This window comes from Methylobacterium aerolatum, from assembly GCF_022179085.1.
Lineage (GTDB): Bacteria > Pseudomonadota > Alphaproteobacteria > Rhizobiales > Beijerinckiaceae > Methylobacterium > Methylobacterium aerolatum.
This window is the reverse complement of record NZ_BPQE01000013.1, coordinates 107,586-130,187: the sequence shown is the minus strand read 5'-3', so window position 1 is coordinate 130,187 and position 22,602 is coordinate 107,586. Positions and strand designations below refer to the sequence as shown.

At 70.4% G+C, this 22,602-nt stretch carries 20 protein-coding genes and 1 tRNA gene; 20 read left to right on the top strand and 1 reads right to left on the bottom strand.

Annotated features, from left to right (window positions below; translation table 11 throughout):
* Positions 1-8 precede the first annotated feature (8 nt).
* From MFF06_RS10125 to MFF06_RS10070, 12 genes are all read left to right on the top strand, one after another.
* Positions 9-815 (top strand): enoyl-CoA hydratase/isomerase family protein, encoded by an 807-nt coding sequence (locus tag MFF06_RS10125; RefSeq protein ID WP_238203456.1) that lies wholly within the window; start codon positions 9-11, stop codon positions 813-815.
* Between the two features lie 173 nt (positions 816-988).
* Complete coding sequence (locus MFF06_RS10120; RefSeq protein ID WP_238203453.1) at positions 989-2,338, top strand: MFS transporter; 1,350 nt, start codon at positions 989-991, stop codon at positions 2,336-2,338.
* 134 nt (positions 2,339-2,472) lie between these two features.
* Positions 2,473-3,312, top strand: coding sequence for an alpha/beta fold hydrolase (locus MFF06_RS10115; protein ID WP_238203450.1), 840 nt, complete (start codon positions 2,473-2,475; stop codon positions 3,310-3,312).
* 230 nt (positions 3,313-3,542) lie between these two features.
* Positions 3,543-4,238 (top strand): DUF1223 domain-containing protein, encoded by a 696-nt coding sequence (locus MFF06_RS10110; protein WP_238203448.1) that lies wholly within the window; start codon positions 3,543-3,545, stop codon positions 4,236-4,238.
* A 253-nt stretch (positions 4,239-4,491) separates the two neighbouring features.
* Entirely contained in the window at positions 4,492-4,734 is a 243-nt protein-coding gene (locus MFF06_RS10105) for a pentapeptide MXKDX repeat protein (RefSeq protein ID WP_238203447.1), read from the top strand.
* A 250-nt stretch (positions 4,735-4,984) separates the two neighbouring features.
* Positions 4,985-6,160 (top strand): DUF3095 family protein, encoded by a 1,176-nt coding sequence (locus MFF06_RS10100; RefSeq protein ID WP_238203446.1) that lies wholly within the window; start codon positions 4,985-4,987, stop codon positions 6,158-6,160.
* On the top strand, positions 6,157-7,929 hold the full coding sequence (locus tag MFF06_RS10095) for a patatin-like phospholipase family protein (RefSeq protein ID WP_238203445.1): 1,773 nt from the start codon (positions 6,157-6,159) through the stop codon (positions 7,927-7,929). Before MFF06_RS10100 ends, MFF06_RS10095 begins: the two co-directional genes overlap by 4 nt.
* 60 nt (positions 7,930-7,989) lie before the next feature.
* Positions 7,990-9,270 (top strand): glycosyltransferase, encoded by a 1,281-nt coding sequence (locus tag MFF06_RS10090; RefSeq protein ID WP_238203444.1) that lies wholly within the window; start codon positions 7,990-7,992, stop codon positions 9,268-9,270.
* Complete coding sequence (locus MFF06_RS10085) at positions 9,263-9,445, top strand: hypothetical protein (RefSeq protein ID WP_238203443.1); 183 nt, start codon at positions 9,263-9,265, stop codon at positions 9,443-9,445. Before MFF06_RS10090 ends, MFF06_RS10085 begins: the two co-directional genes overlap by 8 nt.
* A gap of 47 nt (positions 9,446-9,492) precedes the next feature.
* Positions 9,493-9,753: a ferredoxin gene (locus MFF06_RS10080; protein WP_238203441.1), complete on the top strand. Its 261-nt coding sequence runs from the start codon at positions 9,493-9,495 to the stop codon at positions 9,751-9,753.
* Positions 9,750-11,054, top strand: coding sequence for an NAD(P)/FAD-dependent oxidoreductase (locus tag MFF06_RS10075; RefSeq protein ID WP_238203439.1), 1,305 nt, complete (start codon positions 9,750-9,752; stop codon positions 11,052-11,054). Before MFF06_RS10080 ends, MFF06_RS10075 begins: the two co-directional genes overlap by 4 nt.
* A complete protein-coding gene (locus MFF06_RS10070) occupies positions 11,047-12,288 on the top strand; it encodes a cytochrome P450 (RefSeq protein ID WP_238203437.1) in 1,242 nt (413 codons plus the stop codon). The genes MFF06_RS10075 and MFF06_RS10070 overlap by 8 nt, the downstream gene beginning before the upstream one ends.
* A gap of 690 nt (positions 12,289-12,978) precedes the next feature.
* Here the strand turns inward: MFF06_RS10070 and MFF06_RS10065 are convergent.
* Positions 12,979-13,068, bottom strand: a tRNA-Ser gene (locus MFF06_RS10065).
* A 459-nt stretch (positions 13,069-13,527) separates the two neighbouring features.
* Here MFF06_RS10065 and mdoH point away from each other — a divergent pair.
* From mdoH to MFF06_RS10025, 8 genes are all read left to right on the top strand, one after another.
* The gene (mdoH, locus tag MFF06_RS10060) at positions 13,528-15,465 is read left to right on the top strand and encodes a glucans biosynthesis glucosyltransferase MdoH (protein WP_238203434.1); all 1,938 of its coding nucleotides are present in this window, start codon (positions 13,528-13,530) and stop codon (positions 15,463-15,465) included.
* A 435-nt stretch (positions 15,466-15,900) separates the two neighbouring features.
* Positions 15,901-16,566 carry a L,D-transpeptidase gene (locus MFF06_RS10055; RefSeq protein ID WP_238203431.1) on the top strand — a complete coding sequence of 222 codons (666 nt, stop codon included), beginning with the start codon at positions 15,901-15,903 and terminating at the stop codon, positions 16,564-16,566.
* Positions 16,567-16,749: 183 nt separating this feature from the next.
* Positions 16,750-17,646, top strand: a complete 897-nt coding sequence (locus MFF06_RS10050) for a LysR substrate-binding domain-containing protein (RefSeq protein ID WP_238203429.1) — start codon at positions 16,750-16,752, stop codon at positions 17,644-17,646.
* Between the two features lie 336 nt (positions 17,647-17,982).
* Positions 17,983-18,735 (top strand): SDR family NAD(P)-dependent oxidoreductase, encoded by a 753-nt coding sequence (locus tag MFF06_RS10045; protein WP_238203427.1) that lies wholly within the window; start codon positions 17,983-17,985, stop codon positions 18,733-18,735.
* Positions 18,736-18,748: 13 nt separating this feature from the next.
* Positions 18,749-19,600 (top strand): transketolase, encoded by an 852-nt coding sequence (locus MFF06_RS10040; protein WP_238203422.1) that lies wholly within the window; start codon positions 18,749-18,751, stop codon positions 19,598-19,600.
* A complete protein-coding gene (locus tag MFF06_RS10035) occupies positions 19,597-20,619 on the top strand; it encodes a transketolase family protein (RefSeq protein WP_238203420.1) in 1,023 nt (340 codons plus the stop codon). Before MFF06_RS10040 ends, MFF06_RS10035 begins: the two co-directional genes overlap by 4 nt.
* The gene (locus MFF06_RS10030) at positions 20,610-21,497 is read left to right on the top strand and encodes an NAD(P)-dependent oxidoreductase (protein ID WP_238203396.1); all 888 of its coding nucleotides are present in this window, start codon (positions 20,610-20,612) and stop codon (positions 21,495-21,497) included. The genes MFF06_RS10035 and MFF06_RS10030 overlap by 10 nt, the downstream gene beginning before the upstream one ends.
* A gap of 73 nt (positions 21,498-21,570) precedes the next feature.
* A complete protein-coding gene (locus MFF06_RS10025; protein ID WP_238203395.1) occupies positions 21,571-22,587 on the top strand; it encodes a TRAP transporter substrate-binding protein in 1,017 nt (338 codons plus the stop codon).
* Positions 22,588-22,602 lie beyond the last annotated feature (15 nt).

Sequence of the window (22,602 nt, the reverse complement as noted above, 5' to 3'; positions counted from 1 at the left end):
CCCAACCCATGACGAGCGACACCCCCACCACCGACCCGCGCCTGACGAACCTCGACGGCTTCCGCGTCGAGATCGACGCGGAGCGCGAGCGCGCCGACGTGATCCTGGCCCGGCCGCCCATGAACGTCATCGCGATGCCCCAGCGCGACGAGATCCGGAAGGTGTTCGAGGCGCTGGACGAGGATCCCCGCGTGCGGGTCATCGTCCTGCGGGCGGAGGGCGAGCACTTCTCCTCGGGGGGCTACATCAAGGGCTTCCTCGACGCCTCCCCCGAGCACGTCTCGAAGCTCGCCTGGAACATGGCGGCGCCGGCCCGCTGCTCGAAGCCCGTCATCGCCGCCAACCGGGGTTACACCTTCGGCGTCGGCTTCGAAATCTCGCTGGCCTGCGACTTCCGCATCGTCTCCGAGACCTGCCGCTACGCGCTGCCCGAGCAGAAGCTCGGCCAGATTCCCGGCTCCGGCGGCTCCGCCCGCCTCCAGAAGATCGTCGGCATCACCCGGACCAAGGACATCGTGATGCGCTCCAAGCGCATCCCCGGCCGGCAGGCCCTCGACTGGGGCATCGCCACCGAATGCGTGGCCGACGCGGATCTGGAAAAGGCCACCGACGCGCTGGTCGAGGAATTGCGCGCCTTCTCCCCCATCGCCCAGCGCACCGCCAAGAAGCTCCTCAACGACACCGAGGATGCGAGCCTCTCCATCGCCATCGAGCTCGAAGGGCATTGCTACAGCCGCCTGCGGCAGGCCGACGACTTCCGCGAAGGCGTCGAGGCGTTCCACGCCAAGCGCGCGCCGCGCTTCACCGGCTCCTAAGCCCACCGCGCCGGGGGGCTGCAGGGCAGCTCCCCACACCCCGTGACCCTCACGGCACCGCTTCGATCCCGCCCAGGCGGGACACGACGGCGCACGCCCGAATGGCTCCCGCCAAGTCCCAGAGCCCGAACCGGCCCCGCCGCGGCAACGACCGCATCTCCCGGAGGAACCCCATGCAGACCGCCGCCACCTTCGCATCCGATCCCCCCGCCCTCGCCAAGCCCACCGGCCGGCAGACGGCGACGGCCGCCATGGCCTCGCTATTCGGCTGGGGGCTCGATCTCTTCGACCTGTTCATCCTGCTCTACGTGGCGCCGGTCGTCGGCACCCTGTTCTTCCCGGCGGACAAGCCGATGCTGTCGCTGGCCGGAGCCTACGCCTCCTTCGCGGTCACGCTGCTGATCCGGCCCCTCGGCTCCGCCCTGTTCGGCTCCTACGCGGACCGCTTCGGCCGCCGCCGCGCCCTCATGGTGGCGGTGATCGGCGTCGGCCTGTCGACGGCGGTGTTCGGCCTCCTGCCGACGGTCGGCCAGATCGGATGGCTCGCCACCGCGATCTTCCTGTTCTTTCGCCTCGTCCAGGGCGTCTTCGTCGGCGGTGTCGTCGCGGCCTCCCACACGATCGGTACGGAATCCGTGCCCGAGCGGTGGCGGGGGCTGATGTCCGGGGCGGTCGGCAGCGGCGGCTCGGCCATCGGCGGCCTCCTGGCGTCCCTGGTCTTCTATCTCGTCTCGCTCATGGCGCCGGGCGAGGCCTTCGCCGACTGGGGCTGGCGGGTGATGTTCTTCTCGGGTCTCCTGACCTCGGTGATCGGCCTGATCCTCTTCCGCAACCTCGAGGAATCGCCGATCTTCAAGGATCTGCAGGCTCGCAAGGCCGCGCTCCGGGCGGGCGCTCCGGCGGAGGCCTCGCCGATCCGCTCGCTGTTCTCGCCGGCCAACCGGGGAAGCTTCGCGGTCGCGACGCTCATCTCCTTCGGCGGCGGCGCGGCCTACTACCTCACGTCCGGCTACCTTCCGACCCTCCTCAAGCTCGTGAACGGCGTCCCGAACGCCACCGCCTCGATGATCCTGATCGGCGCGAACGTGGCGGCGGCGATTGGCGCCTGCGGCTTGGGCGAACTGAGCCAGCACATCGGGCGCAAGCGGTCGTTCCTGCTGATGGGCGTCATCCGCCTGTTCGCCTTTCCCGTTCTCTTCCTGACCATGGCGAACACCACGAGCCTCATGGGGGTGGCGGCCTGCGCCTTCCTTCTCTCGCTCATCGCCAACGCCAGCTACGCGCCGCTGTTGATCTTCCTGAATGAGAAGTTTCCGACGGCCGTGAGGGCCACCGGGACGGGCCTGACCTGGAACATCGGCTTCGCGCTCGGCGGCATGCTGCCGACGTTCGTCTCCCTCGTTGCCGATGGGCCGACGCAGATCCCGATGGTGCTGACGGTCGTGATGACCGGCGTCACGCTGGTCTACCTCGTCGGCGCCGTCATCACGCCGGAGACGCGGGGCAACCTCGACCGGGAGTGACGGCCCCCGTGGAGGCGGAGCCACCGCCCGGGGCGAGCGTCCCGCCGGTTCTCCGCCTGCACGCCCCCGACCGGTCCGTCCGTCCCGATCCCGAGGGAAGGACGGACCGGTCGAAACCCGGTGGGAGTGATGACATGGCTCGCCTGCAATCCTCCGGCTTCTTCGATCTCGGCGATGGCCGGCTGGAGTACCACTTCGTCGGTCGACAGCCGGCGGCGGCCCCCACGCTGGTGTTGCTCCACGAAGGCCTCGGTTCGGCGATGCAATGGGGTGCCCTGCCCGAGACCCTCGCCCGGACGACCGGGTGCGGTGTCCTGGCCGTCTCCCGTCAGGGCTATGGCGCGTCGAGCCCGGTGTCCCTGCCTCGCCCGGCCGACTATCTGGAGCACGAGGCCCGCGCGGTCCTCCCGCGGATCCTCGACGCGGCGGAGGTCGGAAGCGGCGTGCTGATCGGCCACTCCGACGGCGCCTCGATCGCCGCGCTCGCCCTGGCGGAAGGCGAGGCCCGCCTGCGGGGCGGCGTGCTGATCGCGCCGCATTTCTTCGTGGAGGAGGTCACGCTGTCCGCGATCAGGCGAACCCGAGCCGCCTACGAACGGGGGCTCCTGCGGACCCGCCTCGGCCGCTGGCACGCCGATGTCGAAGGGGCCTTCCGCGGCTGGAACGACGCTTGGCTCGATCCGGGCCGGCGCGGATGGACGATCGAGGCTGCGCTGACACGCCTGACCGTCCCCGTGACGCTCATCCAGGGAACCGAGGACGCCTACGGGACACGGGCCCAGATCGTTGCAGCCCGCCGATCTTGCCCGCCCGGCCTGCTCACCGTCCGTGAACTGCCCAACGTCGGTCATGAACCCCATCGCGAAGCTTTCGCGGACACGGTCGCAATCATCGCGGCTTTCGTCAGGCGTGTCTTGGAAGACGAAGGAGCCGGGGAGCCACACAGGCCCGACGGCGCTCCGATGGGTGAATGAGCCGTCTTCGATCGGGCAAGCATAGCCCCTGCCCGTGATCTCACGGAAGGCCGAGTTGCCCATCCTGCTCCGCGCCTCGCACGTCCGCGAGTCGCCGGGGCGCTCGCAAAGACGACCGGGGATTCATGGAGAAAGGGGCTCAACCCGGTCGGACACCGATCCCGCCCCCTGTAACGGAGCCGCGGACAGGCGCGAATGGGCGGCATCGATCCATCGTCGATGGGAACCGCATGATGCCCCTCCCTACCGTTCGCGCGCTCTTCCTCCTGACTCTCGGTCTTGCACCGCTCCCTGCGCAGGCGCGGCCCGTCGTCCTCGAACTCTTCACGTCACAGAGCTGCTCGTCGTGTCCCCCGGCCGAGGAGCTGCTGGCGGAGCTGGCCGGGCAGCCCGATCTTCTGCCCCTCGGGTTCCATGTGACCTACTGGAACAGGCTGGGATGGAAGGACTCCTTCTCGTTCGAAGGCGCCACGAACCGGCAGGCCGCCTACGCCAGCCAGTTCGGAGGCGGCAGTTTCACGCCGCAGCTCGTGGTCGATGGCGTCCGAAGCCTCGTCGGTTCCCGTCGCGGGGAGGCGGCGACCGCCATTGCAGCGGCAAGGGCCGATGCCACGACCGCGGCGAACCTCACGCTCGTCAGCAAGGGGAACGGGGTCGGCATCACGGTCGGCGAAGGCAAGGGAGCAGCCCGGATCCTTCTGGTCGGCTTCGACCGGAGGCATCGCACCGCCATCGGGCGGGGCGAGAACGGCGGACGCACGATCCTCCAAGCCAATGTGGTGCGCTCCCTGCGCGATCTCGGTTCCTGGAACGGTAAGCCGGTGACGCTGAGTGCCGAGCGGCCGATCGGCGAGGACGTCGCCGTGATCCTGCAGGAACCCGCGGGCCGGATCGTCGGCGCCGCGCGCCTGCAAGCTGGAACCTGACTCACTGTTTTTGCGGCCGTGCCGACCCGGCCTGGGCCGAACGGCTGCACGCAGCGGCAAGCTGTGCGCGCGGGGGTGGCGTAAATCTCGGACGCCGCTCCCTTCCAGTCGCACCGGAGGACCGCCCGGACTGCATCCCTACGAAATGCGCGATGGAAGCGGAAGATTATTTCCAGGCAGGCGTAACAACAAAACAGTCACGCCGAAATAAAGGCGGTGCCACTCTTCGGCACGGCACTGAAGGATCTGCGATATGTCCAGCCTTTTCCGGTCCATCTCCGCCGCTTTGCTCGCTACTTCGTTGTTCGCAAGTCCGGTCTTTGCTGCGGAATCGATGAGCAAGGACTCCATGGCCAAGGACTCCATGGCCAAGGACTCCATGGCCAAGGACAGCATGGCCAAGGACTCGATGCGCAAGGATTCCATGGCCAAGGACGGCATGGCCAAGGATTCCATGCACAAGGACACCATGGGCAAGGACACGATGAAGAAGTAGCGCGACGTGGGAGCCGGTCGGGTGGCCGTCACAGGCCGCCCGACTCGGGCAAGTCTGACGCTGCCGTCCCATGACGTCTGCGAAGGACCATCGTCACGGGCTTCGAGACTTGTTAAGCTCGTCGCCTGAGTTCCGACGATCCCGTCCGCATCGACGAACGAGCCCTCGGCCAATGGCCGCCCAAACCTCGCTCTCGGCCTTTGGCGAAGGATCGGCGCAGGGACCTGATCGCGGGGCGAGGGAGGGAGGGGTGCCTGATCTTCGAACTCCGCCGCCCGTTTTCGACTACGCCCGGCTCGATCCGATCGAGCGCTTCTCGGATGTCCTCGACGACGCCCGGTACGTCCCCGTTCCGGATGCATGGTGGATTGCCCTGAGCGACGTTGCCCTGTCGACCGAGGCGATCGAGCGCGGCCGCTACCGGGCGGTCAACCTCGCCGGTGCCGCTGCCATCGCCGCAATCCGCAATGCCCTTCCCGGGATCGAGATCCCGTTCGTCTTCGGGGGCGACGGATCGAGCCTGCTGATCCCGCCGGACCATCGCGGGACCGTGGAGACGGTCCTCGCCGCCACGGTGGCCTGGGCGCGCGATGGTCTGGGCCTGACCCTGCGGGCGGCCCTCATCCCGGTCGCCGCCGCGCGGGCGGCGGGACACGATCTGCGCGTCGCGCGCTACGCCGCCTCCGCCGACGTCACGTATGCGATGTTCATGGGCGGAGGTCTCGCCTGGGCGGAGGCCGTCATGAAGACGGGGGCCTATGCCATTGCCGCAGGGGGGCAGGGCGGGCCTCCCGACCTGACGGGACTGTCCTGCCGCTTCGCGCCGGTGGCGAGCCGTGGCAGGCTCGTGCTCTCCCTGATCGTGCTGCCCCGTCGTGGGGCCGATCCTGCCCGCCTGCGCGCCGTCCTCGCGGAAATCCTGGCGGCCGTCGATGCCGTTCCGGAGATGGGCCGCCCTCTCCCCGGCGCAGGGCCGGCGCTGCGGCCGCCCTGGTCCGGCTTGGCAGAAGACGCCAGGGCCGCCGGGCCGCTGCTCGGTTCCGCCGTCCTGCGCCGGCTGCGGCTCCTGGCCGGGCGAAGCGTGTCCTTCGCCGTTTTCCGCCTGGGGCTTCAAGTCGGTCGCTTTTCGCCCCGGCTCTACCGCCGTCAGCTCACCGCCAACGCCGATTTCCGAAAGTACGACGACGGTCTGCGCCTCACGGTCGCCTGCCCGCCGGAAACGGCCGATGCCATCGAGGCGCGCCTGACGCAGGCCCAGGACGAGGGAATCGTGAGCTACGGCCTCCATCGGCAGGAGGCCGCCGTCGTGACCTGCATCACGCCCTCGCCGACGCAGGCCGACCACCTTCATTTCGTCGATGGAGCCGGAGGCGGTTATGCCCGCGCCGCCCAGGACCTGAAGCGCGCCGCGAAGGCGTTGCCATGAGCGAGCCGGAGATTCCCCTCCTCGCAGGGCTCGATCGGGCGGCGGCGGAGGCCGTCCGGGCGCGCTTCGCCTCCGTTGCGGTCGCCGGGGGGGGGCCGATCTTCGAGCAGGGCGAGGAAGGAGACGCGCTGTACACCCTGGTCTCCGGCGCTGTCGGAATCTCGACCCGCGATCCGGGGGACGGGCAGATCCGCCGCCTCGCCCGCCTGGGGCCGCCGGAGACATTCGGGGAGATGGCGCTTCTCTCCGCGGAACCACGATCCGCGACAGCCACGGCCCTGCGCGACACGCATCTCCTGCGCCTGAGCCGCAGCGCCTTCGAGGCGCTGGTCGCCGACCATCCGGCGATCCTGCTGTACTTCGCGCGCCTTCTGTCCACGCGCCTGCGAAACGCCGCGGAGCGGCGCGCCGTGGGCCATGCCCCCCGCAACTTCGCGGTGCTGGCTGTGACGGAAGGGCTCGACGCTCCGGCTTTCGGCCGTCGGCTGGCCTCGGCCTTCGATGCCGGCCTGCCGGGGAAGACCGGCTGCCTGACGCAGTGGCCGGACGGCGCCGACGAGGCATGGTTCCACGACTACGAGACACGGCACGACCGGACGATCCTGGTCGCCGATCGTGTGGCCGACTGCCCCTGGTGCAGCCTGTGTCTGCGGCACGCCGATCACATCCTGCTGCTCGCGGAGCCCGGCATGCCGCCGAGACCCGGAGCGAGGGCCAGCATCGAGGCCGTTCTCTCCGCGTGGATCCGGATCGACCTCGCGGTCCGCCAGAACGCCGGGGCCACACTGCCGCGCCCGATCCATCCCGAGGTCGCGAGCCTGCCGGCCGCGATGCGTATCCAGGTTCGCGACGGCCACCCGCGCGACCTGGCCCGGCTGGTCCGCCTGACGACCGGCACCGCGCGCGGTCTCGTGCTGGGCGGCGGCGGCGCCCGGGGCCTCGCGCATCTCGGCGTTCTCGAAGCCTTCGCGGAAGCGGATCTGCCCGTCGATTTCGTGGGCGGCACCAGCATGGGCGCCATCGTGGCGGCGAGCCTGGCGATGGATCTCGGCGTGGCGGAGATCCGCGCGAGGATGGTCGCGAGCTTCGTCGACCAGAACCCGCTCAACGATTACACGCTGCCGTTCCACGCGCTGACCCGGGGCCTGAAGGTCGAGGCGGCCCTGCGGGAGAGCTTCGGCGAGGCCAGGATCGAGGATCTGTGGCTCCCCTTCGTCTGCGTCTCGTCGAACCTGACGACCGGCGCGGCCATGGTCCATCGCGGCGGCGATCTGGCGGGGGCGCTCCGGGCCAGCATCGCCATCCCCGGCCTGCTCCCGCCCGTGGTCTCGGACGATGGCATCCTCGTCGACGGGGGCATGATGAACAACCTGCCCGCGGACGTGCTGGCGGCGATGCATCGCGGGCCGGTGCTCGCCGTCGATGTCGGCAGCGACCGCGCCTTCACCGACATGCCGGAGCGATCGTGGCGGGGACGGTTCGTTCGCCGCCTGCTCGGCCTTCCCGACGCGATGCCGGGGATCGCCCCGCTCCTCCTGCGTGCGGCGACGGTGTCCAGCGATGCGCAGACGCTGATGTCGGTGAGCCGCGCCGCCGTCGTGCTGAAGCCGTCGCTGGCGGGCGTGGACCTGCGCGCGTGGTCGAGCCTGGGGACGACCGCCGCCGTGGGCTACCGGTGCGCGCGCGAGGCGATCGGGGCCGGCCGACTTCTGGACTGGGCGAACCCGGACGCCGTGCGCCGGCACACCCGCCCGAACGAGGGTCCGTAACGGGGAATGGGACCGCCCCGAATGAGGTGAAGGAGACACCAGCGAGACCGGGAGCCCACCATGAGAGTGCTGATCGCCGCCACACCCTTGACCGGGCACGTCAATCCCCTCCTCGCCGTCGGGCGGCTTCTCGCCTCGCGCGGCGACCGCGTCGTCGTCACGACCGACCCCGCCTTCGCGCGCCGGGTCGAGGATGCGGGATTGTCCTTCGCGCCCTGTGACGATTTCGGTTCGGCTGGGTATCTCGAACCGAGCCTGCCGCCTGGTCCCGAACGCTGGACGCATGAATTCGAGCGCCGGTTCGTCGAGCCGATGCTCCCTCAGGCCGCCCGGCTCCGCGCCCTCGTCGCCGAGGAGCGACCCGATGTGATCATCGCCGGCAGCATGTTCCTCGGCGTGCTTCCCTTGCTGCTCGGCGCGAAGCCCCGCCCCCCCATCGCCGTCCTGAACGTCAGTTTCCTGTTCCTCGACCGGCCCGATGGAGCCCCCGTGGGAATGGGCCTGCCCCCCGCCCGGACCGAGGCCGAACGGGCCCACCATGCGGGCCTCAAGGCGCACATCGACGCCACCTTCGTGGGGCCGGTGAGGGCCTGCGTCGACCGGCACCTCGCCGATCTCGGGCTTCCCCGCCTGCCCGCCTCGCTCACCCAATCCATCGTCGTGCTGCCCGACGCCTTCCTCCAGCCGAGCGTGCCGGACTTCGAATACGACTTCGGCGAGCAAGCGGACTCGGTCCGCTTCGTGGGGCTGCTGCCGGCCGGGGCGGGCACCGTGCCGGTCCCGGATTGGTGGACGGGCCGCGATCGGAGCAAGCGCGTCGTGTTGGTGACGCAGGGCACTCTCGCGAACGCGAATTTCGGCGAGCTCGTCGCCCCGACCCTGACGGCACTCGCCGAGCGCGACGACCTGCTGGTGGTCGCCACGACCGGCGGACGGCCTGTCTCCGCGGTCGGCGTACCGGTGCCCGCCAATGCCCGCGTCGCGAGCTTCCTGCCGTTCGCCGAGATCCTCCCGGACGTCGATCTCCTCGTCACCAACGGAGGATACGGGAGCGTGTGCCAGGCCCTGGCGGCCGGTGTGCCGATCGTCTCGGCGGGCCTGAGCGAAGACAAGGCCGAAGTCGGAGCGCGCATCGGGTGGTCCGGCGCCGGCATCGATCTGGCGACCAATACCCCCTCCATCGCGGCGTTGCGCGAGGCCATCGGCACCGCGTTGGCCGAGCCCCGCTACCGGCGCCGCGCCGCCGCCCTGGCCGGGTCCTTCGCCCGGCGCGACGCAGGCCGCGAGATCCTGTCCGCGATCGACGCCCTCGTGCCCGCCTTCGAGACGGTCGATGCGTGAACCGGCCCTCCTCCTCCGCCGCCCCGCGACGGCAGCCCTTCCGCGCCCCGCCCTCTCGGGCCGGGAGCATCCCGGAGGTGGCGTGACGGCCCTCCTCGCCGCCGTCGTGCTGGCGCTCGTGGCCGGCGTCCCGCTTCGGTCGGCCCATCTGCTGCTTCCCGATCCGGAGGACTGAGCCGACACCTCGTTTTCGAGGCCCTATCCCAACGCAGGAGCTGCCGCATGCGGGTCGTCGTCGATTTGAATCGTTGCCAGGGCTACGCCCAATGCTGCTACGCCGCACCGGAGAGCTTCGCGCTCCGGGGCCACGAGATCCTCTTCTATGACCCGGCGCCGCCGGACGAGGCGCGGGCCCGGATCGAGCGCGCCCGGTTGGCTTGCCCCGTGCGGGCGATCTTCGTCGAAGCCGCCGACCTGCACGCGGCAGACGTGCAGGAGTCCGACCCGTCGAAGGTCGATCTGCCGAAGGTCGACCGGCCATGAGCGAGCGTCCCGGCATCGTGATCGTCGGCGCCTCCCTGGCGGGCCTGCGCGGGGCCGAGGCCCTTCGCAGGGGCGGCTACGACGGCCCTCTCACCCTTATCGGCGACGAGCCGCATCCTCCCTACGACCGCCCACCGCTCTCCAAGCACGTCCTGGCGGGAGAACTGGAAGCCGACGCGACCGCCCTGCCGCACTTGGTGTCCCTGCGCGCCCGCTGGCGGCTGGGCCAGCCCGCCACGGGACTCGACAGGGCCGGGCGGACGATCCGTCTGGCCGACGGGAGCGATGTGCCCTTCACCAAGCTCTTCATCGCCACCGGGGCCAGGGCGCGGACGTGGACGGAACAGGGCGCCGACCTCGATGGCGTCTTCACCATTCGGCGTCGTGAGGATGCCGTCGCCCTGCGCCGGGCCCTCTCGCGGCCCCCGGAGAGGGTTCTCATCATCGGTGCCGGGCTCATCGGCTGCGAGGCCGCCTCCTGCTGCCGCGACCTCGGATTGCCGGTGACCCTCGTCGATCCCAACCCGACGCCCCTGGCCCGCATCCTCGGGACGGTGGTCGGCGAGGTGCTCGCGCAGACCCTCCGACGCTCCGGCGTGGATTACCGCCCCGGCGCGCGGGTTCGCGCGCTCGTCGGCGAGGCCGGGCACGTCCGCCGCGCGCACCTTCAGGACGGCGGGGCCATCGACACGGATCTGGTCATCGTGGCGCTCGGCGCCGTCCGGGAGACGGCGTGGCTCGCGCGGGCCGGGCTCGTGGCCGACAGCGGCGGCGTGACCTGCGACGGGGCCTGCCGCGTCTTGACCCGGGAAGGCCCTCCGGACGTCGACATCGTGGCGGCCGGGGATGTGGCACGCTGGCCGAACCCGATCTACGGCGGGCGGGCGATCACGGTCGAGCATTGGGGCAATGCCGTCGAGCAGGCCGCCCATGCCGCGTCCAGCCTGCTGCGCCCCGCGCAGCCCAAGCCCTACGTCCATCTCCCCGCCTTCTGGTCGAGCCAGTTCGGGCTCAACATCAAGGCGGTCGGCCTCGCCGACGGAGCGGATGCGGTCGCGATCGTTCAGGGGGACCGGGCGAGCCGGCGCTTTCTCGCGGTCTACGGACGCGACGGACGCAGCGTGGCCGCCGTCTCGTTCGATCAGGCGCGCTGGCTCCCCGCCTATGCGGACCGGATCCTCGCCGGCGCGCCGTTTCCGCCGATTCTCGACGCCACCGATCAACGGCGGATCGAGACCCTGGCGCCGGGCTTCCCGCCTTTGCGAACCGAGCGTCCCGTCCTGGAGATGGCCCATGTCTGACGACACGCTGTTCGCGGAGGTTCTCGACGGCGCGAACCGGGCGAACCCCTATCCGATCTACGAGCGATTGCGGCGGAGGCCGGTCTCGCGGCAGCGGGACGGAGCCTACGTCGTCAGCACCCACGCCGCGATCCGCAGCCTGCTCTTCGACCCGCGGCTGAGTTCGGAGGATCTTCCGCCATCGAGGCGCCCGCGCACCGGAAATCCGTTCAAGGACTGGATCATCAACCCCCTGAAGAACCGGGTGGCCACCGCGCACCGGCCGTTGATCTTTCGCGATCCGCCCGATCACGACACCCTGCGCGGTTTCGTCATGAAGGAGTTCACCATCGCACGGGTCAACAACCTGCACGGACGGGTGGAGGCACTGGTGGACACACTCATCGAGCGCTGCCGCGGACGGGATGAAGTCTGCCTCGTCGAGGACCTGTCCTATCCGCTGCCCGTGGCCGTGATCTGCGAGCTGCTGGGCGTGCCTGAAGCCGACGAGCCGCAGTTCCACGCCTGGGCGACCCAGCTCGCGACCGCGCTCGAGCCGGATGCCCGCCGGGACGAAGAGGCGCGTCGCGCGACGGTGACGACCTTCGATGCCATCGCCGCCTACATGCGCCGCCTGATCCGCGACAAGCGCCGCCACCCCGCCGACGACATGCTGAGCGGCCTCGCCCGGCGCGGCGATCGCGGCGAGCCCGCCATGGGCGACGTCGATCTGATCTCGACGGCGGTGCTGCTCCTCGTGGCGGGGCACGAGACGACGGTGAACCTCATCACCAACGGCATGTTGACCCTGCTCCGGCATCCGCAGGAACTGGCGAGGCTGAAGGCCGATCCCGAGCGGGCGCCGCGTCTCATCGAGGAACTCCTGCGCTACGAGCCGCCGGTCCATTTCCGGACGCGCAAGGCGCTCGGTGCCATCGAGATCGGGGGGACGACGATCCCGCCGGGTGCACCGGTGGTCCTGCTCTTCGCGTCGGGCAACCGCGACCCGGAGCGGTTCTCCGACCCGGACCGCTTCGACCCGAGCCGGGACGACATCCAGCATTTCGGGTTCGGCGGCGGGCTGCATTATTGCGTCGGCGCGCCCCTCGCGCGGATCGAGGCGGAGATTGCGCTGGTGACGCTCTGCCGCCGTCTCGTCGAGCCACGCCTGATGGCCGATCCACCGTCCTACCGCGCCGGTGCGTCGCTGCGCGGCCCGAGTAACCTCGGCATTCACATCGCCGGCATCGTTTGAACGCCGGGCTCGACGGGGAAATGGGTCGCGCGGATTCCATGTCGGCCGATGGCGAAGGAGAGGCATCGCCGCGGGGCGGGTGGCCGATGGCCCGGCGTTCCCCGCGTCGAGATTGCCCTCGGCATCCGCGATGGGGTGCCCTGCGGCCAGTCGACGGGGGCGTTCACGGGGCGTCCAAGGCGCGCGCACGCCGCGAAGGACCGGCGGGCCGGACCGAGCCATCGCCCGTGACCCGCTCCGGCAGGTCCCCCAGCCTGCGGAGCGCCCCTGCCCAGCGTCGAGCCTTGGACGCGGATGGTGAGCCCGGATTGGGATTGCCCCGTTTCGGTGGGTCTTGCTCACTTCCGATCGGTGGTCGCCCTGTCCCGCGCTTCTAGCGAGCGTGAACGTGCCGGCCGATCCCAGGCCCATCTCCCGTGACTTCCGCCGCAGCGTGAACCGGAAGATCCAGCTTTAGGCGCCGTTGCCGGTTGGTAGTAACCAGGGGTTGCCGCCATCACCGTACATGCCGGGGTTCTTGAGCTTCGCGAGTCAAAGCGCCCTCAGCTTGCCCGCCATGTCAGCCTCACCAACGCGCCTACCCACACGGTAGTCGCGAATTTGGGCGAACTCCGGCGGTTCCCCGTCGTGGTGGAATGCTTGTGATTTGAATGCTTTAGAAACTGCTGCGACGGTCAGCGAATGTGTTGCTGGCGGAGAGGGGGGGATTCGAACCCCCGATGGGCTTGCACCCATGCCGCATTTCGAGTGCGGTGCATTCAACCGCTCTGCCACCTCTCCAGCACGGTCCGGCTTGGGGCCGGGTGTGCACCGTAGGGCTCGCGCGGCGGGCGGTGAGACTTGGCCGACGAGTCCAGCGGTGCTGCGCTCATAATCGGCCAGCGCGGCGAGGGCAAGGGTTTGTATGGCGCGCGCGTGAACGACGATGCGCTTCTGCCAGGGCTTGCATCGATGCGGGGCGGCGGCGGGCGCGTCGGAAAGTCCCGGCCCGTACGGAGGCTGACGCCGCCGTTCTGGCCTTATTCAGGCCCATGGGGATAGGAAGCGAACGCTTGACCGCCGCGGCGAAGGTGGGTGTGAAACCCCGCACGGCCGACGGTGGCGGCATGGGGGGATGATCGGTCGGCGTCCGGCGGTGCCGGAGGCGCGGGGTCCTCGTCCCGTGCCGAGCGTCCCGTTCCCACCGCGCCCGCCCTCCCGGCGGCGCGCCGTTCGCCGTCACGGTCGAGTTTCCTGGCCATGTCCCACCGCGCTTCCCACCGCGCCCCCCTCATCCCCGCTGCCAAGGCCGGACCGCGCGCCGACGCCCCGTCGGCGGCGCTTCCCCAGGAGGTCTGGATCGGGGCATCGCGGATGCTCGCGGCCCGGCGCCTCGCCCTCGCCGTGCCGACGCTCGCCACCGTCGTCGCCCTGGTGTGGCTCGCGGCGACGGCGTTTCCCGCCGTCGATGCCCTGTCGGCCGCCGTGCTTGCCACCTTCTGCGCCGTGATGGGCTGGCAGGCCTTCACCGCGTGGCAGTACCTCTACGGGTTCGCCGCGGCCGGGCTCGGTGCGAGGCGGTCGTCCACGGTGAAGTCGAGCCTGGAGCGCGCCGCGGAGGCGCCCGCCGCGCCACCCCAGGGCGAGGGGCGGACCGCCGCCATCGTCCCGATCTACGCCGAGGACGCAGTCGCCGTCTTCGCCCGGTTGCGGGTGATGGCGCGCTCGCTCGCCCGTGAGGGCGCCGACGACATCGACATCTTCGTCCTGTCCGACACCCGCGACGGCGCCGTGGCGGCGGTGGAGGAGCACGAATTCGCCCGCATCCAGGCGTGGGCCGCCGCCGATCCCGCCCTGCCACGTATCCGCTACCGCCGCCGGGCGGAGAATATCGGCCGCAAGGCCGGCAACGTCGTGGAGTTCTGCGAGACCTACGGCCAAGACTACACCTTCATGATCGTGCTGGACGCCGACAGCCTGATGACCGGCGCGGCGATGACGCGCCTCGTTCGCCTCATCCAGGCGAGTCCGAAGGTCGGCCTGATCCAGACCGTGTCCTACGCTGCCGGCCGGGACACCCTCTTCGCCCGCGTCCAGCAATTCGCCGTGCGGCTCTATGCGCCGCTGGCCCTTCGCTGCCTGGAGACGTGGCAGGGGCCGGAGGGCAGCTACTGGGGCCACAACGCCATCCTGCGGATCGAAGCCTTCGTGGCCCATGCCGGGCTGCCGGTCCTGCCCGGTAAGGCACCGCTCGGCGGCGAGATCCTCTGCCACGACATCGTGGAAGGCGCCCTGATGGTGCGGGCCGGCTGGGAGGTTCGCCTGCTGCCGGAGATGGGCGGCACCTGGGAGGAGATGCCCACCAACCTCATCGATCTGCTCGGCCGCGAGCGCCGCTGGTGCCAGGGCAACCTCCAGCACCTGCGCGTGCTGCCCTGGGCCGGGCTGACGGGGGCGAGCCGCTGGCACCTCTCGGTCGGCATCCTCTCCTACTGCATGCTGCCCCTGTGGATCGCGTTCCTCGGGCTGGCCGCGTGGCAGGCGGCGCGCAACGGCAATCTCGGCCTGCTCGCCTACGGCCTCACCGGCACCGGCGCGGCGGCCCATGGCCTCGCCGCCCTCAGCGTGGCGCTGCTCGCGGCGCCGAAGATCCTGAGCCTCGCCCATGTCCTGGCGAGCCGGGAGCGCCGGGCGGCCTTCGGCGGCACCGGCCCGTTGCTGGCGAGCGCCGCCCTCGAACAGCTCGTGTGGGTGTTCCTCTGGCCCGTCATGACGCTGTTCACCGCCGGCGCCGTGGGGGCGACCTTCCTCGGCAAGGTGGTGCGCTGGGAGACGCAGGAGCGCGACGACCGGCAGGTCTCCTGGTCCGAGGCCGTCCGCCTCCAGGCCGACGCCGTGGTGGTGGGTCTGGCGATGGTGCTCGGCCTCGCCGTCGCCGGGAACCTCTGGCTCGCCCTGTGGCTGGCGCCCCTCGCCCTCGCCCTGCTGACCAGCCCTGTGCAGAGCGTCCTCACGAGCCGAGCCGACCTCGGCCGGTGGGCGCGGGCGCGCGGCCTGTTCCTCACCGCCGACGATACGGCGCAGGCGCCGGAACTCGCCGAGCTGGCGCAGATGAGGAGCGCGGGCCCGTCGCCGGCACCGGCTCGTCCGGCCGTCCGCGAACCGGCCGTGTGGATCCCCGCCGCCGACGAGGTGTGAGGGGGGCGGTCCACGGCCCTTGCGCCTCGTCGGCGCGGGGTCCGGCGCTTTGGGATCGCGCAGGCCACGATCGCGGCCCGTCGGCGAAGGCCGAGGGGCCTGAGAGCCTGTCCGGAGGCCGTCCCGGCACCGGCGTCCATGGGAGGCAATCCAGGAGCGCGCCAGGTCCGGAGAGGGGCGGTTGCCCTCGCTTGCTCCGCGTCGCTCGCGCGGACGATGACGCCTGGCGGGCGCCGGGTGACCGGCATCGCCCACGGCCAAGCTGCCACAGTGTTGCCATACGACAACGGCCGGGCCGGAACGGCCGTCGGCATGGCTTTCAGGCTTGGCTTTGGCGGGGGAGCGTTTAGGCCTTGGTGAGGATCGGCACGGCATCATGCCCGCCAGCGTTCCCGCGTTCTTCCGCTATTCCGCGCCTGCCTTCGTGAGGCCTCGATGCGTCGTTTACTTCTCACCCTCGCCGGTCTGGCCGGCGCGGCTGCCTCGGCCGTGCCCGCATCGGCTTACGAGATCGATCCGCTGACCCGCCAGCCGATCGACAACGTCCTCACCGTCCGCGTCCGTCCGCAGGCCGTCGATCCGGCCGCCGTGCCCGTGGCCAACGCCGCGCTCACCACCGCCGATCCGCTCCAGCAGAACGCGGCCGTGCCGCAGATGTCGGCGATCGCCCGTGAGACGGTGGCCTATAACGGCCCCTACGGCGCCGGCACCATCGTGGTCTCCACCGCCGAGCGGCGGCTGTACTATGTCCTCGGCGGCGGCCAGGCCCTGCGCTACGGCGTCGGCGTCGGCCGTCCGGGCTTCACCTGGGGTGGCGTGCAGACCATCACCATGAAGCGCGAGTGGCCGGATTGGCGTCCGCCGGCCGAGATGCTGCGCCGCCGGCCCGACCTGCCGCGCTACATGAAGGGCGGGGTCGAGAACCCGCTCGGCGCCCGCGCCATGTATCTCGGCGGCACCATGTACCGCATCCACGGCTCCAACGAGCCGGAGACCATCGGCACCGCCGTCTCCTCGGGCTGCATCCGCATGACCAACGAAGACGTGATGGACCTCTACACCCACGCGAAGGTGGGCACGAAGGTCATCGTTCAGCGCTAGTGCATCGATCCAGTCGGAGGCGTCAGCCGAGACTGGAAAAATTGATGCAAGAACAAAAAAGCCAGTGCTCACGCGCATGAACGAAGTGAGTGCGTCTGAGCACTAGGAGCCGCGCCGCCCCGGTCCACTGCCGGGGCGGCGTTCGGCCTTGCGTGACATGGGACCCGCGGGGGATGCTGCGCCATGCGCCCGGTCATCCCCCTCTCCGCGATCCGCATCTTCGAGGCCGCCGCGCGCCGCCGGTCGTTCAAGGCCGCGGCCGGTGAACTCGGCCTGTCCACCAGCGCCATCAGCCACGCCGTCCGCAAGATGGAGGAGGGGCTGGGCGTTGCCCTGTTCGAGCGGACGGGGCAGGGCGTCGCTCTGACCGCCTCGGGCGAGACCCTCCACGACCATGTCGGCCGGGCCTTTGAGGTGCTGGACCGGGGGCTCGATCTCGTCACGAGCCGGGGCGGGCAATTGCTGCGCCTGCATTGCGCCCCGAGCTTCGCCGCGCAGTGGCTGACGCCGCGCCTCGCACGATTCCTGAACGAGCATCCCGGCATCGAGGTCCGCCTCGCCGCCGGCATGGATTACGCCCGCTTCACCACCGACGATTTCGATGCCGACATCGTCTACGGGCCGCCCCGCGGCGACGGGCTGGTGCGGATGCCGCTGGGCCAGGAGACCGTCACGCCGCTCTGCGATCCGGCCCGCGCCGCCGCCATCCGCTCCGCCGCCGACCTCGTCGGACAGACGCTGATCCAGAGCGACAACAAGCAACTGCGCTGGCCGAACTGGTTCGAGGCGAACGGCCTCGCCGCCCCGGCCACGGCGGGGCTGCGCTTCGACCGCAGCTTCCTGGCCTTGGCCGCCGCCGCCGACGGGCTCGGCGTCGCCCTCGAATCGACGCGCCTGGCCGAGCGCGAACTCGCCGCCGGGCGCCTCGTGGCGCCGTTGGCCGGGACGGCCGAGGACCTGCGCTACGTGGGCCACCACCTCGTCTTCCCCAGCGCCGCTCGCCGCCGGGCACCGTTGCGGGTGTTCGCCCGCTGGCTCGCGGGGGAGTTGGGCATCCCCCTCGATCCGGCCTTGGCGTGAGGGGCCGCCGCTTCGCACCGCGCTGTCACGGCGGGCGGAGCGAAGCGATCCCGAGTTGCGCCGCCCCCCCGAGGCGTCCCGCCGCCCTCAACCGGTTCGCCGTCGCTCGCAGGGAGGGACCGAACCAGCCGGTTGAATCAGATTCATCCGCCGTTGCAGAATTCGCGTTTGCCTTGATGCTGGCGAACGGCGCATCCTCGGATCAACAAGAGATGTGAGGAAACGGCCAGAGGCAGAACCGGTGGACCCCAGGGTCCCGGTTGAAGCGCCCTCATGCGTCTCCTCCCCCTCATCACACGCTAGCGCGGGCCGTCCCTGGCCTGCCGGGAGGACAGGATGCAGCTTCTCGCCGACAAGGTTTGCCTCATCACCGGCGCGGCTTCGGCCCGCGGCATCGGCAAGGCGACCGCCAAGCTCTTCGCGGCCCATGGCGCGCGGATCGTGATCCTCGATCTCGATGCGGGCCAAGCCGAGGCCGCCGCCCGCGACATCGGCGAGGGCCATCTCGGCCTCGCCTGCAACGTCACCGACAAGGCGGCCTGCCAGGCCGCCGCCGACGAGGTGGTGGCGCGGTTCGGCCGGATCGACGTGCTGATCAACAACGCCGGCATCACGCAGCCGCTGAAGATCATGGACATCGGGCCGGAGAACTACGACGCGGTGACCGACGTGAACCTGCGCGGCACGCTCTACATGAGCCAAGCCGTGATTCCCGGGATGCGGGCGCAGCAATCCGGCTCCATCGTGTGCATGTCCTCCGTCTCGGCCCAGCGCGGCGGCGGCATCTTCGGCGGGCCGCATTACTCGGCGGCCAAGGGCGGCGTGCTCGGCCTGCAGAAGGCGATGGCCCGCGAACTCGGCCCCGACAACGTGCGGGTGAACTCCGTCACCCCCGGCCTGATCCAGACCGACATCACCGGCGGCAAGCTCACCCCCGAGCTGAAGGTCGAGATCGCCAAGGGTATCCCGCTCGCCCGCCTCGGCGTCGCCGACGACGTCGCCAACGCCTGCCTGTTCCTCGCGTCCGACCTGTCCTCGTACATCACCGGCGCGGTGATCGACGTGAACGGCGGCATGCTCATCCACTGACCGGGAGGCGACCATGTCGACCGAAACAAGCCACGTGGGCTCGAACGTCTCCCTGAGGGAACGGGCCTATCGCATCCGCCGCAACGCCGTGCTCATGGGCGAGGTCCAGGGCCAGGGCTACATCGCCCAGGCGCTCGGCATCTCCGACGTGCTGGCGGTGAGCTACTTCCATGCCCTCCGGTACAAGCCGGAGGATCCGGAATGGGAGGGCCGCGACCGGTTCTGCCTGTCCATCGGCCACTACGCCATCGCCCTCTACGCGGCGCTGATCGAGGCGGGGATTCTCCCCGAGGACGAGCTGACGAGCTATGGCGGCGACGACAGCCGCCTGCCGATGTCGGGCATGGCCGCCTACACGCCGGGCATGGAGATCACCGGCGGCTCGCTCGGCCACGGCCTCGGCATCGCGGTCGGCATGGCGCTCGGGCTGAAGCGGAAGAAGTCCGACAGCTTCGTCTACAACCTGTTCTCCGATGGCGAGCTCGATGAGGGCTCGACCTGGGAAGCCGCGATGTCGGCGGGCTCTCACAAGCTCGACAACCTCATCGGCATCGTCGACGTGAACGGGATGCAGGCCGACGGCGCCTCGCGCGGCGTTCTCGATTTCGAGCCGCTGGCGCCGAAGTTCGAAGCCTTCAACTGGTTCGTCCAGCGAGTCGACGGCAACGACATCGATGCCGTGGTCGCGGCCTTCGACGCCGCCCGCAACCATACCGGTGCCCAGCCCCGGATCGTCATCTGCGACACGAAGATGGCCAAGGGCGTGCCCTTCCTGGAATCGCGTGAACGCAACCACTTCCTGCGCGTCGAGCCGCAGGAGTGGACCGAAGCCTTGAGGATTCTCGACGAGGGGAGGGGCCAATGAGGCGCTCGAAATACGAGAAGCCCGCGCCGCGTCAGGGCGTCGGCCTGAAGACCTCGGCGATGATCGCATCGCTCGCCGGTCCCGACCAGCGCACCAAGGCCGCCCCCTTCGGGCACGCCCTGGTGGAGATGGCGAAGTCGAGGCCCGAGATCGTCGGCCTCTCGGCCGATCTCGCCAAGTATACCGACCTGCACATCTTCGCGCAGGCCCATCCCGACCGGTTCTACCAGATGGGCATGGCCGAGCAGCTCCTGATGAGCGCGGCGGCAGGTCTGGCGCGGGAGGGCTTCATGCCCTTCGCCACCACCTACGCGGTGTTCGCGGCGCGGCGGGCCTACGACTTCATCTGCCTCGCGATCGCCGAGGAGAACCTGAACGTCAAGATCTGCTGCGCCCTCCCTGGCCTCACCACCGGCTACGGCCCGAGCCACCAGGCGACGGAGGACATCGCGATCTTCCGCGGCCTGCCGAACATGACGATCATCGACCCGTGCGACGCGCACGAGATCGAGCAGGTCGTCCCGGCGATGGTCGAGCACCAGGGCCCGGTCTACCTGCGCCTCCTGCGGGGCAACGTCCCGCTGGTGCTGGACGAGTACGGCTACAAGTTCGAACTCGGCAAGGCGAAGACGATCCGCGACGGGCGGGACGTGCTCATCATCTCCTCGGGGCTGATGACCATGCGCGCCCTGGAGACGGCCCAGGCCCTGGCCGATGACCGGATCGACGTGGCGGTGCTGCACGTGCCGACGATCAAGCCGCTGGACGAGGCGACGATCCTCGCCGAGGTCCGCAAGGGCGGGCGCCTCGTGGTGGTGGCCGAGAACCACACGGTGGTCGGCGGCCTCGGCGAGGCGGTGGCGGGTACGCTGATGCGTGGCGGCGTCCTGCCGGATCGCGGCTTCCGCCAGGTCGGCCTGCCGGACGAGTTCCTCGATGCCGGCGCCCTGCCGACCCTGCACGACCGCTACGGCATCTCCACCGAGGCGATGTGCCGGAGCATCCGCGAATGGCTGTGAACCGCCTCGCCTTCGTCGGTCTCGGCTCCATGGGAATGCCCATGGCCCGGCATCTTGTGGCGGCGGGCCTGGGCGTCCGCGGCTACGACATCCGGCCGGAAAGCCGCGCGGCGCTCGTCGCCGCCGGGGGCGAGAGGGCGGAGACGGTGGCGCAGGCCGCCGGGGGCGCGGAGGCGATCCTGCTGATGGTCGTCAACGCGTCCCAGGCCGAGGACGTCCTGTTCCAACAGGGGGGACTCGACGCGCTCGCGCCCGACGCCACCGTGGTGCTGATGGCGACCTGCCCACCGCAGGCGGTGGCCGACCTCGCCGCCCGCGTCCTGGCCACCGGCCGCCGTTTCGTCGATGCGCCCGTTTCCGGCGGGGTCGTCGGCGCCGAGGCCGCCACGCTCACCATCATGGCCGCCGCGCCGCCGGAGACGCTGGCCGCGATCCGCCCCGTCCTCGATCGGCTCGGCGACCGGGTGTTCCACGTCGGCACCGAGCCGGGGCAGGGCGCCACCGTGAAGGCGGTGAACCAACTGCTCTGCGGCGTCCACATCGCGGCCACCGCCGAGGCCTTGGCGCTCGCCGAGCAGGTCGGCGTCGATCTGTCCGTGGTGCTGGAGATCCTCTCCGGCTCCTCCGCCGCGAGCTGGATGCTCCGCGACCGGGGACCGCGGATGCTGGAGGACGAGCCCCGCGTCACCAGCGCGGTCGACATCTTCGTGAAGGATCTCGGGATCGTGCTGGAGGCCGGGCGCGGCGCCAAGGCGGCCCTGCCGCTCGCGGGCCTCGCCCATCAGCTCTTCCTCTCGACCTCGGGACGGGGCGAGGGCGCCCTCGACGACAGCCAGGTGGTGCGCGCCTACCGCGCCCTCAACGGCATCAAGCGCTGAACCGAAACGCATTCCGACAAAAGGGAGGCCGGAGAACCGGCCCCGCCATCGATCATCCAGAGGGAGTGAAACCATGCGGGAATTTCGTCTGAGCCGCCGTACGCTCCTCGCGGGCGCGGCTGCCGTTCCGGTCTTCGGCATCCTGACCCGGCGGGGGGATGCGGCCGAGTTCAACTTCAAGCTGGCCACGGGCCAGGACCCGACCCACCCGGTCAACATCAGGGCGCAGGAGGCCATCGACCGTATCCGCGAGGCGACCTCCGGCCGCCTCGATATCAAGCTGTTCCCGGCGAACCAGCTCGGCTCCGACACGGACCTGCTGGCCCAGGTGCGCAACGGCTCGGTCGAGTTCTTCAACCTCGCGACCTCGATCCTCTCGACCTTCGTGCCCGCCGCGAGCCTGCCCAACACCGGCTTCGCCTTCAAGGACTACGACGCCGTCTGGCAGGCCATGGATGGCGGGCTCGGCGAATACGTCCGCGCGGAGATCGCCAAGACGCCGATCACCACCATGTCGAAGGTGTGGGACAACGGCTTCCGGCAGATCACCTCCTCCACCCGCGAGATCAAGACGCCGGAGGACCTGAAGGGCTTCAAGATCCGCGTCCCCCCGGCGCCGATGCTGACCTCCCTGTTCAAGGCGCTGGACGCGGGCGCCGCGCCCATCAACTTCAACGAGCTTTACTCGTCGCTCCAGACCAAGGTCGTGGAAGGCGAGGAGAACCCCCTGCCGATCATCGCGACGACCCGCCTCTACGAGGTGCAGAAGACCTGCAGCATGACCGGCCACGTCTGGGACGGCTACTGGATCCTCGGCAACAAGAAGGCGGTCGCCCGCCTGCCGGAGGACGTGCGCGCCATCGTCACCCGGGAGTTCGACAAGTCCGCCGTCGATCAGCGGGCCGACGTCGCCAAGCTCAGCGTGTCGCTTCGCCAGACGCTCACCGAGAAGGGCATCACCTTCTTCGACGTGGACCGCACCCTGTTCCGCGACGCGCTGGCCAAGACCAGCTTCTACAAGGACTGGAAGGCCAAGTTCGGCGATGCGGGCTGGAGCCAGCTCGAGGCCGTCGCCGGCAAGCTGGTGTGAGCTGACGCATTCCCT

Bases quoted from the DNA above. Each gene is read 5' to 3' on its own strand.
- MFF06_RS10125 (WP_238203456.1), top strand. From the start codon at position 9: ATGACGAGCGACACCCCCACCACCGACCCGCGCCTGACGAACCTCGAC.
- MFF06_RS10120 (WP_238203453.1), top strand. From the start codon at position 989: ATGCAGACCGCCGCCACCTTCGCATCCGATCCCCCCGCCCTCGCCAAG.
- MFF06_RS10115 (WP_238203450.1), top strand. From the start codon at position 2,473: ATGGCTCGCCTGCAATCCTCCGGCTTCTTCGATCTCGGCGATGGCCGG.
- MFF06_RS10110 (WP_238203448.1), top strand. From the start codon at position 3,543: ATGATGCCCCTCCCTACCGTTCGCGCGCTCTTCCTCCTGACTCTCGGT.
- MFF06_RS10105 (WP_238203447.1), top strand. From the start codon at position 4,492: ATGTCCAGCCTTTTCCGGTCCATCTCCGCCGCTTTGCTCGCTACTTCG.
- MFF06_RS10095 (WP_238203445.1), top strand. From the start codon at position 6,157: ATGAGCGAGCCGGAGATTCCCCTCCTCGCAGGGCTCGATCGGGCGGCG.
- MFF06_RS10090 (WP_238203444.1), top strand. From the start codon at position 7,990: ATGAGAGTGCTGATCGCCGCCACACCCTTGACCGGGCACGTCAATCCC.
- MFF06_RS10085 (WP_238203443.1), top strand. From the start codon at position 9,263: ATGCGTGAACCGGCCCTCCTCCTCCGCCGCCCCGCGACGGCAGCCCTT.
- MFF06_RS10080 (WP_238203441.1), top strand. From the start codon at position 9,493: ATGCGGGTCGTCGTCGATTTGAATCGTTGCCAGGGCTACGCCCAATGC.
- MFF06_RS10075 (WP_238203439.1), top strand. From the start codon at position 9,750: ATGAGCGAGCGTCCCGGCATCGTGATCGTCGGCGCCTCCCTGGCGGGC.
- MFF06_RS10070 (WP_238203437.1), top strand. From the start codon at position 11,047: ATGTCTGACGACACGCTGTTCGCGGAGGTTCTCGACGGCGCGAACCGG.
- mdoH (WP_238203434.1), top strand. From the start codon at position 13,528: ATGTCCCACCGCGCTTCCCACCGCGCCCCCCTCATCCCCGCTGCCAAG.
- MFF06_RS10055 (WP_238203431.1), top strand. From the start codon at position 15,901: ATGCGTCGTTTACTTCTCACCCTCGCCGGTCTGGCCGGCGCGGCTGCC.
- MFF06_RS10050 (WP_238203429.1), top strand. From the start codon at position 16,750: ATGCGCCCGGTCATCCCCCTCTCCGCGATCCGCATCTTCGAGGCCGCC.
- MFF06_RS10045 (WP_238203427.1), top strand. From the start codon at position 17,983: ATGCAGCTTCTCGCCGACAAGGTTTGCCTCATCACCGGCGCGGCTTCG.
- MFF06_RS10040 (WP_238203422.1), top strand. From the start codon at position 18,749: ATGTCGACCGAAACAAGCCACGTGGGCTCGAACGTCTCCCTGAGGGAA.
- MFF06_RS10035 (WP_238203420.1), top strand. From the start codon at position 19,597: ATGAGGCGCTCGAAATACGAGAAGCCCGCGCCGCGTCAGGGCGTCGGC.
- MFF06_RS10030 (WP_238203396.1), top strand. From the start codon at position 20,610: ATGGCTGTGAACCGCCTCGCCTTCGTCGGTCTCGGCTCCATGGGAATG.
- MFF06_RS10025 (WP_238203395.1), top strand. From the start codon at position 21,571: ATGCGGGAATTTCGTCTGAGCCGCCGTACGCTCCTCGCGGGCGCGGCT.